The organism is Cupriavidus oxalaticus (assembly GCF_016894385.1).
Taxonomy (GTDB): domain Bacteria; phylum Pseudomonadota; class Gammaproteobacteria; order Burkholderiales; family Burkholderiaceae; genus Cupriavidus; species Cupriavidus oxalaticus.
The window spans coordinates 2673635-2691690 of the sequence record NZ_CP069811.1; the positions used below are offsets into that span (position 1 = coordinate 2673635).

At 62.5% G+C, this 18056-nt stretch carries 17 protein-coding genes and 1 pseudogene; 11 read left to right on the forward strand and 7 right to left on the reverse strand.

Annotated elements, in window-relative coordinates; translation table 11 throughout:
• Positions 1-2 precede the first annotated feature (2 nt).
• On the reverse strand, positions 3-1688 hold the full coding sequence (locus JTE92_RS11715) for an ABC transporter substrate-binding protein (RefSeq protein WP_063237537.1): 1686 nt from the start codon (positions 1686-1688) through the stop codon (positions 3-5).
• 288 nt (positions 1689-1976) lie between these two features.
• On the opposite strand from JTE92_RS11715, the gene JTE92_RS11720 reads away from it, so the two are divergent.
• From JTE92_RS11720 to JTE92_RS11760, 9 genes are all read left to right on the forward strand, one after another.
• Positions 1977-2660, forward strand: coding sequence for a TetR/AcrR family transcriptional regulator (locus JTE92_RS11720; protein WP_116386895.1), 684 nt, complete (start codon positions 1977-1979; stop codon positions 2658-2660).
• Positions 2661-2756: 96 nt separating this feature from the next.
• On the forward strand, positions 2757-3161 hold the full coding sequence (locus JTE92_RS11725) for a PhlB family protein (protein WP_147318597.1): 405 nt from the start codon (positions 2757-2759) through the stop codon (positions 3159-3161).
• A complete protein-coding gene (locus tag JTE92_RS11730; RefSeq protein WP_063237540.1) occupies positions 3158-4303 on the forward strand; it encodes a thiolase family protein in 1146 nt (381 codons plus the stop codon). The genes JTE92_RS11725 and JTE92_RS11730 overlap by 4 nt, the downstream gene beginning before the upstream one ends.
• A 25-nt stretch (positions 4304-4328) precedes the next feature.
• Positions 4329-5120: an enoyl-CoA hydratase/isomerase family protein gene (locus tag JTE92_RS11735; RefSeq protein ID WP_063237541.1), complete on the forward strand. Its 792-nt coding sequence runs from the start codon at positions 4329-4331 to the stop codon at positions 5118-5120.
• A 51-nt stretch (positions 5121-5171) separates the two neighbouring features.
• The gene (locus JTE92_RS11740) at positions 5172-5984 is read left to right on the forward strand and encodes an SDR family NAD(P)-dependent oxidoreductase (RefSeq protein ID WP_063237542.1); all 813 of its coding nucleotides are present in this window, start codon (positions 5172-5174) and stop codon (positions 5982-5984) included.
• 53 nt (positions 5985-6037) lie between these two features.
• Positions 6038-7060 carry an NAD(P)H-dependent flavin oxidoreductase gene (locus tag JTE92_RS11745; protein WP_306431056.1) on the forward strand — a complete coding sequence of 341 codons (1023 nt, stop codon included), beginning with the start codon at positions 6038-6040 and terminating at the stop codon, positions 7058-7060.
• Between the two features lie 11 nt (positions 7061-7071).
• Positions 7072-8610, forward strand: a complete 1539-nt coding sequence (locus tag JTE92_RS11750; RefSeq protein ID WP_063237544.1) for an AMP-binding protein — start codon at positions 7072-7074, stop codon at positions 8608-8610.
• 107 nt (positions 8611-8717) lie between these two features.
• Positions 8718-9683 carry a Bug family tripartite tricarboxylate transporter substrate binding protein gene (locus JTE92_RS11755; RefSeq protein ID WP_063237545.1) on the forward strand — a complete coding sequence of 322 codons (966 nt, stop codon included), beginning with the start codon at positions 8718-8720 and terminating at the stop codon, positions 9681-9683.
• Positions 9684-9835: 152 nt separating this feature from the next.
• Positions 9836-9988 carry a hypothetical protein gene (locus JTE92_RS11760; protein ID WP_157096912.1) on the forward strand — a complete coding sequence of 51 codons (153 nt, stop codon included), beginning with the start codon at positions 9836-9838 and terminating at the stop codon, positions 9986-9988.
• 269 nt (positions 9989-10257) lie between these two features.
• Here JTE92_RS11760 and JTE92_RS11765 read toward each other — a convergent pair whose 3' ends face one another.
• The 6 genes and pseudogenes from JTE92_RS11765 to JTE92_RS11790 form a co-directional block, all read right to left on the reverse strand.
• Positions 10258-10431, reverse strand: coding sequence for a hypothetical protein (locus tag JTE92_RS11765; RefSeq protein ID WP_157096913.1), 174 nt, complete (start codon positions 10429-10431; stop codon positions 10258-10260).
• A 72-nt stretch (positions 10432-10503) separates the two neighbouring features.
• Positions 10504-10857, reverse strand: coding sequence for a DUF779 domain-containing protein (locus JTE92_RS11770; protein WP_084254462.1), 354 nt, complete (start codon positions 10855-10857; stop codon positions 10504-10506).
• A gap of 107 nt (positions 10858-10964) precedes the next feature.
• Positions 10965-12347, reverse strand: a complete 1383-nt coding sequence (locus JTE92_RS11775; protein ID WP_063237546.1) for a sigma-54 interaction domain-containing protein — start codon at positions 12345-12347, stop codon at positions 10965-10967.
• Between the two features lie 98 nt (positions 12348-12445).
• Positions 12446-14059: an MFS transporter gene (locus tag JTE92_RS11780; RefSeq protein ID WP_063237547.1), complete on the reverse strand. Its 1614-nt coding sequence runs from the start codon at positions 14057-14059 to the stop codon at positions 12446-12448.
• Positions 14060-14100: 41 nt separating this feature from the next.
• On the reverse strand, positions 14101-14910 hold the full coding sequence (locus JTE92_RS11785) for an alpha/beta fold hydrolase (protein ID WP_306431097.1): 810 nt from the start codon (positions 14908-14910) through the stop codon (positions 14101-14103).
• Between the two features lie 775 nt (positions 14911-15685).
• Positions 15686-16509 (reverse strand): annotated as a pseudogene (locus tag JTE92_RS11790) (IS5 family transposase).
• Between the two features lie 255 nt (positions 16510-16764).
• On the opposite strand from JTE92_RS11790, the gene JTE92_RS11795 reads away from it, so the two are divergent.
• Both JTE92_RS11795 and JTE92_RS11800 read left to right on the forward strand, forming a co-directional pair.
• Entirely contained in the window at positions 16765-17454 is a 690-nt protein-coding gene (locus tag JTE92_RS11795; RefSeq protein WP_063237549.1) for an ArsR/SmtB family transcription factor, read from the forward strand.
• 79 nt (positions 17455-17533) lie between these two features.
• Positions 17534-18040: a DUF6630 family protein gene (locus JTE92_RS11800; protein ID WP_063237550.1), complete on the forward strand. Its 507-nt coding sequence runs from the start codon at positions 17534-17536 to the stop codon at positions 18038-18040.
• The last annotated feature ends 16 nt before the right edge of the window (positions 18041-18056 follow it).

An 18056-nucleotide genomic window follows, 5' to 3' on the forward strand; every position in this document is an offset into this window, starting at 1 on the left:
GGTCAGCGTGCCGCGTCGGCCTTGCCGGCCGTGGCAACCGTGGCACTGCCGCCCGGCGGCACGGCAAACCACGCGTGCTTGAGCGATGCGTAGACCTGGTCGACACCGCTGACGGTATCGCGCAGCTGCGCGGACTGCACCGTGAAGAAGCGCAGCTCCAGCAGCGGCACCGAAGGCAGGTCGCTCTGCACCACGCTCTGGAACTTCTTGAACAACTCCACCCGCTCGGCCTGGCTGGGCGAGCCCTGCGCCTGGTCGATCAGCTTGTTCGCTTCGTCGCCGCGATAGCCCGAGCCGTTGGACCACGGGATGTTCTTGCCAACGGTATCGGCGCGGTAGGCGCGGGTCACGCCCACCAGCGGATCGGCAAAGCCGGCGAACCACACCACCGCAAGGTCGAAATCGCGATCGCCATAGACGCGACGGGTATAAGTCGGCGTGTCCTGCGTGCGCACGGTGACGTCGACGCCCACGCGCTTGAGCGCCTGCCTGATGTACTCGGCGCTGCGCTTGTAGTCGTCGCCGTAGGGCAGGTAGTCGATCTGGACCTTGAGCCGGTTGCCATCGGCGCCACGCTTCAGGCCGGCCGCATCGAGCAGCGCCTCGGCCCTGGCCGGGTCGTACGGGTACCTGGGCACGTTGCCGTTGAAGAACTGGCCGAGCGTGGACACCACCGGGCTCACCGCCGGCTTGCCGAAGCCGAACCACACCACCTTGTTCAGCGCATTCAGGTCGATGGCATGCGCCAGCGCCTGGCGCACGCGCACATCCTTGAAGTACGGGCGGTCGACATTGACGTCCATGAACAGCCACGGCGACAGCCAGTCATAGCCGCGCGTCTCCAGCTTGAGCGACGGCAGCTGTGCCAGGCGCTGCGCATCCTTGAGCGGCACCGGGTTGAACGGCGCATATTGCGCCTCGCCCTTCTCCAGCGCGGCGGCGCGCGCGCTCGCGTCGGGGATGACCTTGAAGATGATCTTGTCCAGGTAAGGCTTGCCCTTGTCCCAGTAGTTGGGATTGCGCTCGAGCACGATGTAGTTGCCCTTGCTCCATTCCTTGAAGACAAAGGGACCGGTGCCGACCGGCTTGTTGTTGTACGGGTTGTCGAGGATGTCGGTGCCCTCGTACAGGTGCCTGGGCAGCACCTGCGCGCCGTTGCTGTTGAGCGAGCTGAGCACCGCCAGCGACGGCTCCGAGAAGCGCAGCACCACGGTCAGCGCATCCGGCGTATCGACCTGCGTGACCTTGCCGAACAGGATCTGGTTGCGCGGATGGAGCTTCTTCCACACGTTCTCCAGCGTCCATTTGACGTCCGCCGAGGTGAACGGCTTGCCGTCGTGCCATTTGACGTTGGGGCGCAGGTGAAAGGTGAGCGTCTTCGAGTCCTTCGAGATCTCCCAGCGCTCGGCCAGCGCCGGCCTGAGCTTGAAGTCGTTGTCGTACTCGATCAGCCCGTCGAATACGTTGGCGCTGAAGAAGCCGGTCGGCGCGGCGGAGTTCAGCGCCGAGGTCAGGATGACGGGCTCGGGCTGGATGATGGTGGTGAGGGTGCCGCCGGGGCGGGGCTTGTCCGCTGCGGGCGCGGCACTGGCCTGCGCGGCCCCCCCAAGCAGGCCCAGGGAAACTGCGACAGGCAGCAGCCACGCGAGCGGCGTGGCCGGCCGGAAGGTCCGGAAATAGTTCGTCATGGTGGCTCGAAGCAGGACCGGGCGCCATGCAGGCGCCAGGGTGAAGGAAGTCGTGGAACGACAGGGACCCCCAATATATGAAACGCGTTGCGCGCGGCGAACGAACGTTTGCGCATGGCGATATGCGCGGCATGCGCCTATCTACATGACAAGACGGCAGTTCCAGGCCTGCCGCCTGACAACGAGCTGGCCGCCACCAGATACTTACGGTATGCACCGCAAGTATATTGGTTTACCCCTATGCGCATTAACTTGCGGTACGTACCGCTTGTAAATAGAATGCTTTGCATGACGAAACTCGCAACTACCCCCTTGATCACTGATCAGGCCAATGCGGCAGCCCAGCCAAAGCGCCCGCGTCGAACCCAGGCCGAACGTGTCGCGGAGTCCGACCGCCGCCTGCTGGAAGCCGCAACCCGCCTGGTTGCGGAGCGTGGCTACACCCATACCACGCTCGAAGCGACAGGCATTGAAGCAGGCTATAGCCGCGGCCTGGTGCAGCACCGCTTCGGTACAAAAGACCGTCTTCTCGAAGAACTCATCAAGCACATTGCAGATGCCCACCGCGAGCGTCTGCTGGTCCGCATGCGTGGCCTGACGGGTCTGGATGCCATCTTCTGCGAAATTGACTGCTACCTGGAAGGAGTGGACCACCCGTCCGTAAATTCCCGTGCCTTTTTTGTGCTGATGCTCGAATCCATCGGGCCGGCGCCACATATCCGACCAACCTTTGCAGCCATCAGCGCGCGCTGGCACCGCGCTATTACGCGGCATATCGAAGCCGGCCAGCGGGCGGGCGAAATTCGCCCTGAAATCACCGCAGCGGATGAAGCGCAGTTGCTGATTGCCACCGTACGCGGTTTGCGCACGCAATCCATGCTGAGTCCGACGACAAGCAATATCGCGGTCGCTATCCAGGCGCTGAAAAATAGCCTGAGCGCGCGGTTGCGCGTGCCGCCACAACAAGCCTAGCCCCCGTTTTTTTGATTCCGCCCCCCCAACACCGGCGTTGCAACGCCCGGTGGGGCTGCGCTCGCCCATTCGATTCGAAAATTGGAGGAAATACCGGTGCAACGAAGCTCCATCGCGGAAAACGGCACCCGCGTCCTGCAGGCCGCGCATTGCAGCCAGTGCAAAGGCTATAGCTTTCCGGCAAGCGTGCCTGGCTGCCGTCATTGCGGCGCGGCCCCTGAAGCGCTCACCACAGTGGATTGCAGCCGACCCGTGCAACTGCTCAATGTCATCACCGTCCATACCGCATTGGCCCCCGGCATTGGCGTGCCCGCCATCATCGGCGAAATCGAGCTGTGCCCACGTGTTGTCGAGGAAGTGCGTATCGAAGCCGAGAACGAGGCCGCAGTGCCTCCTGGTACGTGGCTGATGCCGGTCTGGTCCGAAGACACGGATGGGGGCAGCTGGGTGTTCCGTCCTGTGCCGGAAAAAGCTGACCCGCATCAGGGAGACGCAGAATGAACGGCCCACTGCTCAAGCAGCGCCCGGTCTATGTCATCGGCATTGGCGTGCATCCCTACCAGTTTCCCAGCGAAACACCGTACCTCCAGCTAGGCCTTGCAGCAATCCGTGAGGCGCTGCGAGATGCCGGCCTTGCCTGGCCTCAGGTGCAGAGCGCTTTCGTCGGCACCGCCGCATTGGGCATGGCCGCCGGCCGCGTGATGTTGCGCCACCTCGGCTCGACCGGCCTGGAGGTTGCACAGGTCGAAAACGCCTCGGCGTCCGGCTCGACGGCCTTCAGGCTGGCTTGCCTCCAGGTGGCCTCCGGAGAGCGCGATGTCGTGCTGGCGGCAGGCGTGGACAAGTTTGGCGACGGCCGGCGTGCAGTGCTGAAGGATGGCCTGCCGCCGTTGAGTCCCACGGCTCATGTTCCGTTGGTGAAGTTTGCCCTGCTGGCACGCCGCTATATGCGCGAACGAGGCTTGAGGCACGAAGACCTCGCCGCGGTAGCTGTCAAGAACCATGGCAACGCGTCACGGAATCCCTATGCGCAGTTCCGCAAGCCACGCACGCTTGAACAGGTCTTGCGTTCGCCAAAAGTTGCCGGCGACCTGACCGCATTGCAGTGTTGTCCACGTGGCGAAGGCGCTGCCGCCGTCATCGTCGTCTCGGATGAGGCAATCCGGCGCCTGGGCCTCGCCCGCGCTCGCGCAGTGCGAGTCCTGTCATCCGTGGCTGGCAGCGAGGAACTGGCACAAGAGGCACCGGCGCTGGTCGAGCTGGTCCGCAAGTCTTCGGCCGAAGCGCTTGCCCAGGCGGGCGTCGGTGCCAGCGAGCTCGACATCGTCGAGCTGCATGACGCCTTCACCATTGAAGAACTGCTGTACAGCGAGGCCGTCGGTGTCTGCGCCCCCGGTGAGGGCGCTGCCTTCGTGGCGCGCGGCGCGTCCCGAATCGGGGGCGAATGCGCGATCAATCCGTCGGGCGGCCTGATCGGCATGGGGCATCCATTAGGTCCGACCGGGGTCGGACAAGTAGCGGAAATCACCCGCCAGCTACGTGGTGAAGCGCAAGGCCGCCAGCACCAGGGCGCCCGGCTGGGCCTGGCGCACATGATCGGCCTGGGGTCAGTGGCCGTCGCGCACGTTCTGGCCCGTCCCTGACGCAAACCCTTATTTACGGACTCACATGGAATACTCAACCCTCCTCTACGAAGTCGTCGATGGCGTAGCGCTGATCCGGCTGAATCGCCCCGAGCGCATGAACGCAATCGGCGGCAGCATGAAGGCCGACCTGTCGCATGCGCTGTTCGAGCGGGCGCGCTGCGACGACGCCGTCCGCTGCGTAGTCATCACTGGCGCCGGCGACAGCGCCTTCTGCGCAGGCGCCGACATCAAGGAGCGCGCCGCACGGATCGTTCCGCAGGCGCAGTACCACCTGGAGCAGAAGGCCACGCACGACCTGTTCCGCGCCATCGAGCAGTTCGAGAAGCCGATCATCGCCGCGATCAATGGTGTGGCGCTGGGCGGCGGCCTGGAGATTGCACTTTGCTGCGACGTGCGCATCGCAGTGCACGGCGCCAGGCTGGGCCTGCCCGAAGCCAGGATCGGCGTGCTGCCCGCCGCCGGCGGCACACAACGTCTGCCGCGCTTGGTCGGGTCAGGCATCGCAAAGGAACTGATGCTCACCGGCGACCATATCGACGCCGAACGCGCCCTCTCAATCGGGCTGGTCAATCAGGTGGTCGCTGCAGCAGAGCTTCTGCCCACGGCTTTGGCCATGGCCGGCCGGATGGCCGCCAACGCACCGCTGGCACTTCGCTACGTCAAGCATGCGATCGACCTCGGCCTGCAGGTCGGCCTTGACGCTGGCCTGGAATACGAACGTTATGCCGCGGCGCTCGTGGTCTCCAGCGAGGACCGCAAGGAAGGCATGCGCGCCTTCGTGGAGAAGCGCAAACCCGTCTTTCGCGGGCTGTGAGCCTTGACAGGCAACGACACGCTGGATCACTGAACCAACAAGGGGAATTCCATGGATCTGAACCTGAAAGACAAGGTTGCCTTCGTCACCGGCGGTGGGCAAGGGGTGGGCCGGCGCATTTGCCTGGACCTGGCCACGGAGGGCGTCAGGGTAGCTGTGAACGATCTGTTTGCCGAGCGGGCAGATGCCGTGGTCGCCGAGATCGAGGCTGCCGGCGGAAGGGCCTTCGCCGCAGTTGCGGACATCACCTCCGAAGCCGGGGTCCACGCCGCCATTGCGGCCTCGCGCGAAGCGCTTGGTGACATCGATATCCTGGTCAACAACGCCGGCGTTCCGGTGGAGCGCCGCGAGAAGGGTGGCGCCGCCCCTCTCTTCCTCGACACCACCACGGAGGGATGGGCGCGCATCATCGATCTCAACCTGTTCGGCATGATGCATTGCTGCAAGGCCGTATTGCCGGGCATGAAGGCGCGACGCCACGGCAAGATCATCAACATCATGTCGGAAGCAGGCCGCGCGGGTGAAGCCCGCCTGGCCGTGTACTCCGGCGCCAAGGCCGCGATGCTTGGCTTCGCCAAGGCCATCGCGCAGGAGCATGGCCGCGACTGCATCAATGTCAACGTCATCGCCCTGGGCGCCGTATCCCACGAAGGGATCGCCGAAGGCGCCCTCCACCCGTCAGCCACGCCCGAAACCAATGAGCGCCTGGGCAAGATGCTCAAGGCCTACCCCATCGCCCGCGGCCTGCAACGCCTGGCACGCCCCGAGGATGTGTCCGGCATGGTTTGCCTGCTCGCCTCTGACCGTGCCGCCTACATCACGGGACAGAGCATCGGCATCAGCGGCGGCCTGGTGATGATCTGACGCCGCGACGAGTCATGTTTCCCCATCAAGACGCTAAGCCCGGAGCACGGCCATTGCGCACCCGGATCACCGAACTCCTTGACATCGAGTACCCGATCCTGGCGGGCGGCTTGATGTGGCTATCCGACGCCCGCTACGTAGCGGCACTGGCCAGGGCGGGTGCCATGGCCTTTATCACGCCTCGCTCCTTCGATGGTCCTGAGGCCTATCGGGCAGCACTGCGGGATTGCAGCCGCATGGCCGGCGATCGCCCGTTCGGGGTCAACATCACGCAATCCCGTCGCGCCGCCGAGAACGCGATGGTTGCCGCCTGGATCGACATGGCGCTGGAGCACGGTGTCCGATGCTTTGAAACCGTCGGTCCGTCTCCCGAGCGCCTGATCGCGCAGATCCATGCCGGTGGAGCAAAGGCTATTCACAAGTCGGCATTTGTCGAGCACGCACTGAAAGCGGAGCAGGCCGGCGCCGACGCCGTGGCGCTGGTGGGCGCCGAGGCCGGCGGGCATCCCGGTACCAATAAGCTTCCCTCCTTCCTCTGCGGAGCCTTGGCGCTGCAACGGCTGACAGTTCCCATGGCGCTGGGAGGCGGCATCGGCGATGGCCGCCAGATCGCCGCAGCGCTGGCGTTGGGCGCCGACGCCGTGGTCATGGGCACGCGCTTTCTGGTATCGGAGGAAATCTGGGCGCATGAGAACTACAAACGCCATCTGGTCGAGCAGCCCGCCGAGGCCTCAACGCTGGCGATGCGTGCCTCGGGCAACCCATGGCGCGTGCTGGACAACGCCACCGTGCGGGAAATTGAACGCCTTGAACAACACGGAGCCCGCCACTACGCCGAGTTCGGAGCCCTGGCAACCGGCCGGCTCGGCCGCGACCACTGCTATCGGCAAGGTGACTGGAACACAGGCCTGTTGTCCATGGGACCGGCAATCGGCTTTGCCGATGCGATTGAACCGGCTGCAAGCATTGTCGCCCGATTGATGGCGCAAGCGACGCAAGCCGCTAGCCGGCTTGCGTCGATGGCCACGCCGGTGCCCGCTGTCAGCGCCGACGCTGCCCTGGCTTCGCGACTTTGAGAGATCACTGAATGAATTCAAACCTTGCCATCCACTTCGGCGACCGCCGGGTCAGTGCGGAAACGTTGCACCAGAACGCCGACCGTGCCGCTACGGGTTTTGCGCAGCTTGGGCTCCAGCCCGGCGACGCGGTCGCCGTCATGCTGCGCAACGACGTGCCCTACCTCGAAGCCATGCTGGCGCTCGACCGCCTGGGGGTGCATCTTGTGGCCATCAACTGGCATTTCAATGCCGAGGAAACCGGCTATCTCCTGCGAGATTGCGAGGCCAGGGTTCTGGTCGTCCATGCCGACCTGCTTGCCGGCATAGCGAGCGCCGTTCCAGCAGGGATGCAGGTGCTGGTCGTGCCGACGCCGGCCGAGATCGTGACCGCCTACGGGCTCCCGGCGACCGCGCATGAGCTCCCGGAAGGCGCGCACGCCTGGCCCGCATGGCGCGACAGCTTCCCACCGTCGACCGCCGAGCGCGTTCGCTCGGTTGGCAGCATGCTCTATACATCCGGCACCACTGGACGACCCAAGGGGGTCATGCGCCTGCCTGGCTCGGCGCGACAGCATGAAGGCTCCGTGCGCCTGCGCGCCATGGCGAGCCAGGCGCGACCGGGAATGCATTGCGCAATTGTCGGGCCGCTGTACCATGCCGGCCCCAACTCGGCGGCACGCATGGCGCTGGAGCTTGCCGCGGAAATCGTGGTGCTGCCGCGCTTTGACGCTGAGCAGTTGTTGCAAACCATCGAGCAACACCGGATCACCCATCTGTCCCTCGTGCCGATCATGCTGGTGCGGCTACTGAAGCTTCCTGAGACCGTCCGCCAGCGCTACGACATGTCTTCGCTTGAGAATGTGACCCATGGTGGCTCGCCCTGCGCGCCCGAGGTCCGTCGCGCCATCATCGAATGGTGGGGTCCCATCGTAAATGAAACCTATGGCTCGACCGAAGCCGGCCTGGTGACGTTCGCCACCTCGGCGGACTGGCTGGCGCGCCCCGGCACGGCAGGCAAGCCATTTCCCGGCACCTCGATCCGCATTCTTGACGCAGAAGGCAGGGCGTTGCCCGCGGGGGAAGTGGGCGAGATCTACGTGAACACCGGAGACAACACCTTGCCGTTCACCTATCGCAACAATGACGCGCAGCGGCATGCCATCGAGCAGGACGGCTACATCACCAACGGGGATGTGGGCTACCTGGATGCGGACGGCTACCTGTACATCACGGACCGCAAGCGCGACATGGTGATCTCCGGCGGCGTGAACATCTACCCCGCCGAGATCGAACATGCGCTGGTGGCCAACCCGCTGATTGCGGACTGCGCCGTGTTTGGCGTACCGGATGCCGAGTTCGGTGAAGCCGTGGCCGCTGCCGTAGTACGCGCGCCCGGCCGAGCGATCACCGAGACCGAAGTGTGTGACTGGCTGCGCCAGCGGGTCGCTGGCTACAAGGTGCCGCGGCTGGTGGAATTTCACGATGCCCTGCCACGCGACAGCATGGGCAAGGTATTCAAGAACCAGTTGCGCGCACCGCACTGGGAACGTGCAGGGCGGGCCATCTGATGGCCGCAACCGCGCATATGGCCTTAAGGCACAGTCGAACGGGGGAGCTTTTCGAATGACGCAGTGAACCAGTACGACGAAAAATTCATAGCAGAAGGAGACGACAGGTGAACCTCATCCCAACCATGCTGCTTGCCGCGGCGTGTTTCAGCGCTTCGGCGACATCTGCCGAGCCGGATTATCCGACCCGGCCTGTCCGCTTGATAGTGGGCTTTGCCGCCGGAAGCATCACGGACATTACGGCCCGGCAGATTGCCGCCGGAATGGGTAAAGTGCTGGGCCAGCCTGTCGTGGTGGACAACCGTACCGGCGCCGGCGGCAATATTGCCAGCGCCGAGCTTTCCCGGGCTCGCCCTGACGGCTACACAATAATGGCGACTACGCCCGGGCAGCTGGTGGTAAATCCATTGACGCAGAAGGCCATTGGCTTCGACCCAAAGACCCGGTTCACACTCATCAGCCTTGTCAATGAGGGGCCCTTCGTCTTTGTGGTGCCGGCAAACTCCAGGTTCAGGAGCGTGCCGCAGCTGGTAACCTGGGGCAAAGCCAATGCGGGAAAGCTCACCTATGCATCGGCTGGCATCGGCACCACCTCGCACATCGCTGCCGAGATGTTGCAGGTGTTCGGCGGCATCAAGGCTGTTCATGTGCCCTATCGCGGAGGCTCGCAGGCAACCAACGACCTCATTGCCGGGCGTGTTGACTTCATGATCGACAGTCTTGGCTCCGTCGCACAGCAAGTGAGCGCAGGCCAGATCAAGGTTCTGGCAACAGGTGGATCCAGCCGCCTGCCACAGTTGCCGGACATACCGACGCTGTCAGAAACGTACCCGGATTTCATCGCTTCGTCCTGGCTGGGTGTGACGGGGCCACCAGATCTTCCGCCGGCTGTAGTCGCCGCCTTGGCCAAGGCGGTCGAACACAGCGCGCGCGATCCGCATTTCGTGTCAAGCCTCGAGCAGCGCGGCGGCCGTATAGCCAGACCGGGGCCCGACGCGTTCTCTGCGCTGGTGGACAAAGAGCGCGCTCGTGTCGAGCGCACTGTCGTGAGGGCGGGAATCACGCTTGAATGAGTCCGGCGCCGGGGAATGCTTTGCTATTACCTGGTCCGTGGCGCGCCCACCCGTCATCAACACTACGGCCTGTTCAAGAAGGAGCTTTAATGTCTCGCAAGGGCTCGAATGTCCGAGGTCACAATTCGACGCGGTCAATAATCAGCGCAGCTATGCCAATCATGATGAGGCCAAGCGCGACCCAGTACATCGTCGGCTTCTATAACCCGGTGCGCCGGCACTCAACCCTGGACTATCTGTCGCCCCAGGCCTACGAGGCCAAGCTGACAGCAAAACAACCTATCTGCCTGTCTGAAAAAACTTGACCACTACAATCGTCTATGTCATTCGCCGGACTTCGGACAGGTCCACAGCGTGCCGCAGCGTAGCTTTCGACGGAAAGCCATGGAGAGGTGACCCACGTGCCTGCATTGCAGCTACGCGCGCCTCTGGGTGGATGACTACCAAAGGGGCTCGATCCGCCGGTACGCCGTCTTGGCTGCAGCGGTCGCTGACCTGCGTGGCCGGTGACCCACTGCAAGCGATTTTCGGTTTCGGCGGCGGCCCGCTGGCGGGGTAGCAGAGACGACGTGTGTCAACACCACCCGGCGGTCATTTTGTACTGACTGCCTCTGTCCGATTTCAGAACCAGCAGCACCAGCCATCGGCGCTTCTCCAGCGCCATGATCAGTGCCGCCATGATTAGGCCGCCGACATGGTCGAGGTCCTCGACCAGCTCACGACCTTGCGAGGTACGGCTCAACTCCATCGGCGCATCGAAGGCGGGATTTTGCCGCGCTATCTCGTAGACTGCATTGGGGTAAATTTGGCGGAATGAAAGCTAGATATTTGGCACTTTGCGTAGACGAGTGAAGAAGCGAACACCAAGCCTTCTCTCCATTGAAAACAATCCACCGTTACCGTGGCCCGCGTCCACAACCAGTTGGCGCTGGCGTAGCGATTCGATATCGTCCTTGCGGACATAGAGCGTGGCATTGCCAAAACTGGCAATTATCAGTTCATTCGAACTGGGCAAAAATTCTCTGGAAGGGAAGCAATCAAGATTCTTACTCGCGAACGAGCCCTTCCCCTGATATAGGACCACGGGTCCGCACTGGTCATGGAGTTTGGACAGCAGCCGAGCTGCCGCCTTGGTGACAACAACGCTGATTGTAGCTTCGGGCGGAGAAAACATTGGACTGTGTGCGGGTTACCAGGGACGTCAGAGACGTGGCCATGCCAAGATGCTGCTCGATCTTCACGTCGCGATAGCATGTTGGCGTCATCTTCCGTATTTTCGACTCAGCTCGACGATGAGCCAGTCAGAGATTTGGGTCGTGCAGCCTGAAGCTCTCGATAGAGCGACGCGCGGCTGATTCCCAAAAGAGCAGCGGCTCGGTTCCGGTCCTGTGAGCAGTGCCGTAGTGCAGCGTGGATGATTGCAGCCTTTTCTCGTTCGAGGTGCGCATGAAGATCGAATGTCGCTGGCGCGATGGATGCTTTCGCTTCGGCATGGCCTTGGATACTTGACAAATCAAGCTTTCCGTCCAAGTTGTAGCGAATCAGAACCCCTTCCAACTCACGAACATTGCCAGGCCAGCTGTGCCGTTTCAGGGCGTTCAACACATCGCTCGATAATCCTCGCGGAGCTAGGCCGTGCCGGGCCAAAAGTCTGGCGTACAGTTGAGTGATAAGCCCATGAAGGTCGCTGCGCTCTCGCAGGGCGGGCAGAGCGATGCGAAACATGGCAAGCCTGAAATAAAGATCGGCGCGGAACCGGCCGTCTTCTACGGATTGCGCGAGATTGCGATGGGTGGCGCAGATAATGCGAACGTCTACGGCAATGGGAGCCGTTCCACCTACGCGCACAATTTGCTGGTGTTGGATGGCTCTCAACAGGCTGGTTTGAAGCGCCAACGGCATGTCGCCAATCTCGTCGAGGAACAGCGTGCCACCGGAAGCGAGTTCAAACTTGCCAGGCTTTCCGCGACTAGATGCACCAGTGAACGAACCTCCTTCATAGCCGAACAGCTCCGCATCTATCAACTGCTCGGGGATGGACGCGCAGTTCACCCAAACAAACGGTCGCTGGGCGCGATCGGAGCCACTGTGGATGGCATGTGCGGCAAGCTCCTTCCCCGTTCCGGTCTCTCCCTGCAGCAAGGTGGGAAATGCGTGGGCCGACGCAACGCGAATCTGCTGCCGCAGTTCGTCCATTTCCGGTCCGTTGCCGAGGATATCGTTCGCTGTATGCTGAGTCGTCCAGCCGCTGCGTGCGTTCTGCAGCGCGATGCTTGGGGAGAACGCTAGCGAGTACGTACGCTTCAGCAACTCGTAGTTGGAGAAAAGCGCGAGACCAACGGCACCGACAATGCGTCCTTCCTGAACCACGGGCACTTGTCGGGTGATCAGCTTACAGCCCCGCACCTCCAGCGGCGCGCCACAGACCACTTCCTCGCCACGCGCTACCTTGTGCAGGTGCGTATGCGGAGAGACCACCTCGGTGATATGCCGGCCGAGGAAATCGGCTTCCGAGCCACCGAGTAGCTTGCAGTAGGGCTCATTGATGAGTACGACAATACCCTCTGTATCCACGGCCACAAGACAGTCGGAGACATGGTCAAGGACGAGCTTGAGAAACGACGCATGTGGGTCGCTCGTGCCGGAGAGTTCGGGGAAGGGCATAATAAACTCATCAGTGAGACGCCTTGTCTCGCTCCCTAGATTAGATCGTCGCCGGGCAGTGGACAAGAGGCATGCCGACCGCCCGACCTTCGTCCGCGCTAGGCGCGCATGTCGCGTCCGCGCGTTTCCGGCAACCTCCAAGCGCCGATAATGAAGCAGACCGCAGCGACAATGACGGTGTAAAGCAGGCCGTCAAAAATATCGCCAGTCCGCACCACGACCGCTGTCGCAATGAACGGCGCAAAGCCGCCAATCCAGCCATTGCCGAACTGCAGCGCCACTGATACGCCGCTGTAGCGCACCTGTGTGGGAAATAATTCGACCAAGCACGCACCAAGCGGGCCATAGACCATGGTCGCGAGCAGCACCAAGACAAACAAGAGCCCAATCATGCGAGGAGCATCCACGCGTGCCGGGTCTGCCTTCAGCGGCATGCCCGCGGCCACTAAGTCGGCCTTGAGTTGCGCTTCGTCGAAGCCTTCGGTGCGCTTGCCATTCAGGATGATGGCGAACGGCTCATCACTAGGCTTCGCGACATAGGGTACTGCATTGGCGGAAAGAAAAGCCTTGGCGCGCGTACACGGCACGGTCAGCCTAGGGCTGAACAGCTGGCCTAGGAAAGACTGCTCCTCCCGGCAATCGCCACCCTGAACTACTACGCTGGTCCGCTCGCGAAACTCGGCGAGTTGCGGATTCCCATAGGTGGTCAGGCCCTTGAAAATCGGTATGAACAAAAGAGCAGACAACAGGCAGCCCGTCAGCATGATCCACTTGCGTCCAATTCGATCTGATAGCCGGCCGAATACGACGAAGAACGGCGTGCCCAGTACCAACGCAATGGTCAGGTACAGGTAGGCTGACTGGTAGTCGAGCTTGAGGGTAGAAGTCAGGAAGTAAAGGCTATAGAAGTGCCCGGTGTACCAGATAACAGCTTGGCCTGCCACAATGCCGAAGATTGCCAGCAAGACGAGCCGCAGGGTCTTGCGATCCGCGAAGATGTCTCGGATCGGATTGCGAGAGGTCTTGCCATGCGCCTTCATCTCGCTAAACACCGGGGATTCGTGCAGACGCAGCCGGATATACAGCGACACCACCAGTAGCCCGATCGACAGCAGGAAGGGGATGCGCCAGCCCCAGGCTGAGAATGCCGCCTCGGACATGACTTGCCGCAGCCCCATGATGACCAGCAGTGACATGAGCAGTCCCACAGTTCCGGTGATCTGCAGCCAGCTTGTCATCAGGCCACGGTCCCTTGCCGACGAATGCTCGGCAATGTAGGTCACCGCGCCGCCAAACTCGCCACCGACCGCTAAGCCCTGCAGGAGTCGTAGTGTGACCAGCGTGGCGGGAGCCAGCCACCCAATGGTCTCATAAGTGGGCAGTAATCCAACTGCCGCGGTAGCCAGCCCCATGATCAACATCGTCACGAGGAAGGTGTACTTGCGGCCGATGGTGTCGCCGAGCTTGCCAAACACGATGGCGCCGAACGGGCGCAGGACAAAGCCCGCGCCAAAGGTAGCCAGCGATGCAAGCACCGCTGCCGTTTCGTTGCCCTTCGGGAAAAACAAGCCGCCAAAGAAAACGGCAAGGCTCCCATAGATAAAGAAATCGTACCACTCGAATACTGTACCCAAGGCTGCGGCCAGGACGACCTGGCGCGATTCGCGGGTGTTGACTGCCGACGGCTGCGCGGCGATGGTTCCTGCTGACATGATGGAACTCCTAAATGGCAGGGATGCGTGAAGAGGGCGCTTCAGCAGGTTCGTTCGGCAAGAAATGCGCCGAGGATCGCGTTGAATGCTTGCGGCGCTTCCAGCATCGGGAAGTGGCCGGCGCCTTCAACCATGCGCAGCCTGGCTCCGGGAATACCTGCAGCAAGTTGCACAGATTCCCGCGGCGGTGTGATTGTGTCTTCGGTACCGCAAACGACGAGTGTGGGCACTGCGATGTCCGATAGCTGGTCGCGCGTGTCGCTGACATTCAGGGAGACAATTGCCTGACGCGCGACATGCTCAGGGGTCTGAGCTACTTCGGCCTTGCCGAAATCGATGAGCTCGCGGCTGGCTAATGGCGCGAACGACCGCTCGATGACGTTCTGGCTTGCCTTGGCAACACCGTATATCTCAATGGCCTCTAGCACGCGCGCCGCGTCGACGTCTTCGCCCAGGCCATGCGGGGTTGCGCCGACAAGAACGAGTCCTCGCAGCAGCGACCCATGCTCTAGCGCGAATAGCTGTGAAATCGTGCCGCCCATTGACAGTCCAACCAAGACCGCCTCCTTGAGGCCCAGCGTGGTAAAAACCGCATGCAGGTCGTTGACGAATGCAGCCATCGTATAGGCCCGCTCTCGTGGGGCTGGAGAGATCCCATGGCCGGGCAGGTTGACGCAAACCACAGTGTGAGTTGCCGACAGCTCCTCAGCCTGCGACCTCCAAAACTCGCTAGTTGTCGTGAATCCATGGCAAAGCACTACCGCCGGGCCTTGGCCAGACACCCAGGCACGTACATCGCCGATTGCCAACAGCTTCTTTTGGACCATTGCTTGTCTCCAGTTTATTTGCATGCCCGGCACGCGCACTATGCGCGGGTCGGCTGCCGGGGAGACTTCGCAATCGGTATGCCACGGCTAACGGCTGGGCCGGGATTAAGTGTAACCGTTTGATTTTAAAGGATTTTGATGACAGAGGGAGACGCGTGAACGGCCGCGGCAGCGTCGCGATAATCCAAGAACTGCGACTCGTCAGGTCTCAGCGCCGAGACAATTGGCGGGGCCCCATGTGTTTGTGCGGTGCGACACAGGCTATTGCGCCGGGAGAACGTTCAACGTGGGTATCCCGCCCGCATATGTGGCCCGAATGGACAAGCCTGAGGACCCCGGACCCCGGGCGGGAAGCTAGCCGGAAGAGCAGGGGAAACTCCGTTCGGTCCATGGTTGCACACCCAGATGTGCCACGGGACCTCCATTCGGTCAATCGGTCAATCTTGGCCTTATGCACGGCTTTCCGCGGTTGTAGGCAAAGTTGCCAATAAGCGGTGGCAGCCAGGGATGAAGACGAAGGAACCGGGTAACGCTGCCGTGGCACTATTGCCGTCGATCGGGCTAGCGAGGCGAAGGGTGAGCGCAGGCTTGGCTTCATGCCTGCCCGCCCCTGGTTGGCCGACCGCGAAGCGGTCTACATCCACACTTATTGATAACCTCGGCCCCCATGTCCGAGAAATAGCGGATTTGTATTTGGTTATTCCGGGCGGCCACTTCGCTCACCCGATGCGCAGCGTCGAAGTTTGTCCGCGCTGCACATACAGGATTGGTCGAGCTAACCTAGTATCCGTTTGAAAATTCAAGGATGAGCAATTCTGCGGAGCAGCAAGCCGCCCATTGCGATATAGACCATAGCTTCGGACACGTCAGTTCGGCGCTCGTAATCCCTGACCAGCCGGCGCCAACGGACCATCCAACCAAAGGTTCGCTCAACGACCCAGCGCCTGGGCAGCACAGCGAAACCAAACTGGTCCTCATGGCGGCGCACCACCTCCACCACAAAATCGAGCGTCGCCGCCTTGTTCATCAGCGCACGACGGTCGTATGCCCCGTCGGCAAAGAAATGCTTCAGGCCAGGCCAGCGCTTCTGCAGCGCCTCAAGAACCGCGATGGCTCCCGTGCTATCAGCAATATCCGCTGGCCTCAGGTTCACCATCAAGAGCTTGCCGTTTGTATCGACCGCGATATGACGTTTGCGTCCGACGACCTTCTTTCCCGCGTCATAGCCGCGCTCTTGCGCCGCTGGCGCTTTCACCGACTGACTTCCACGACACCCGCGCTGGGCAAGCGCTGCCTTCCTTCCAATTCCCTGTCGAGCATCAGCACAATATCGTGGAGCGTGCGAAACAGGAACCAGCGCATCAGTCGGCGAAACCACCAATACACCGTTTGCCAAGCCGGGAAGTCCTTGGGAAGCATGCGCCAGCCACAGCCCGAGGGCACCAGGTATCGCAGTGCATTGATGACTTCGCGCAGGTCGGCCTTCCTACGTCGCCCACGCTGGGCTGGCTTTGGCAGCAGCCCTTCCATCGCCGCCCATTCCATGTCCGTCAGGTCGCTCGGATATCGCTTTGTCTTGGCCGCCATACTTGCCTGCCGCTCTCGATGTTCGTTCTTCCACATCCGAACGTTAGATCGCATCTACGGCGAATTTTCAAACGGGCTCTGAGATGCTTGGAGTGCCGCTCCCGAATAGCAGTGTTGTTCTGCTGCTTCTAGTGGCCTGCGAGGCGGTCTTTGGAAATCCAACAATACATTGCGAAAGCACAATTATGTCTAGCGAAGGACTTTTGTGTTTAGGAGGGATTTTTATGTCCGAGGTCAGGTCCCGAGTTCGATCCTATACTCCGCATTGCACCCTTCACCCGGAACCAAACCATGGATTACACCCCCGGCATCAGCCAACTCGCCGGCCTGCTCGCCGATCCCGGCCGCGCCGCCATGCTATGGGCCCTGATGGACGGCAGCGCCCGCCCCGCCGGTGAACTGGCGCTGATCGCCGGCCTGTCGGCGTCGTCCACCAGCGGGCACCTGGCGCGGCTGACCGAGGGTGGGCTGCTGGCGGTGGAGACGCGCGGGCGCAACCGGTACTACCGGCTGGCCGCGCCGGAGATCGGCGTGGCAATCGAGGCGCTGGCGTCGGCGTCGCTGGCCAGCCGGCCGCCGCGGCTGCGCGGCGTGCCGGTGTCGCGCACCGCGCCGGCGGCGCTGCGGCAGGCGCGTACCTGCTATGACCACCTGGCCGGCGAACTGGCGGTGGGGCTGTTCGAACGGATGACGCATAGCGGCTGGCTGGTGCTGGACGCGCAGCGCGTGGAGCTGAGCGGAGACGGCGCGCAGGCGCTGGCGGGACTGGGCATCGACATTGCTGCAGCGCGGCGCAAGCGGCGGCAGTTTGCCTGCACCTGCCCGGACTGGAGCGAGCGCAAACCCCACCTCGGCGGCGCGCTGGGTGCGGCGCTGCTGGGCAGCCTGCTGGAGCGCGGCTGGGTCGAGAGCACGCGCACATCGCGCGCGTTGCGCGTGACACCGGCGGGCCAACGCGAGATCATGCGCATCGCGGCATGAATCCCGGCATGAATCGCGGCATAACTTGCGGCATAACTCGCGGCATGATCAAGCCGCACCGCACCACAGGAGATCCCGCATGGCCACACCACTGGACGACGACACGCAGGACGCGATTGCGCGTTTCTTCGCCCTGATCAACCTCGACGACAGCGCGCAGACGGCGGCGCAGCTGTCGATGTTCGAAGACGCGCTGCTTGACGCCGAGGACGACGACACCGACGGCAGCGAGCTGCTGTGGGTGGTGCGCGAAGTCATCGACTGGCAATCCGGCTTCTTCGTCGACTGGAAGGACTGCCAGTCCTTTATCGGCTGCCTGAACCAGCTGTGCGAGCGCATCGACCTGGAAATCGACTGGGGCACGGACGAGCCCGAGGACGAGTCATTCCTGGAGAACACCAGCGTGCCCGAGCTGATGGAGCTGGCGCACAACCAGCTGCGCGTGGCCGGCTATACGCTGTGGAACTGGGATACCGGCGGCGATGCCTACGCCGGCTGGATCACGCGCAGCGAGGATGATGAAGAGATGCTCGACCTGGCCGAGCAACTGCGCTTCGAGATCCGGCCCGCGGACCAGCCTTACTGAGCCGGCGTGGCAACTC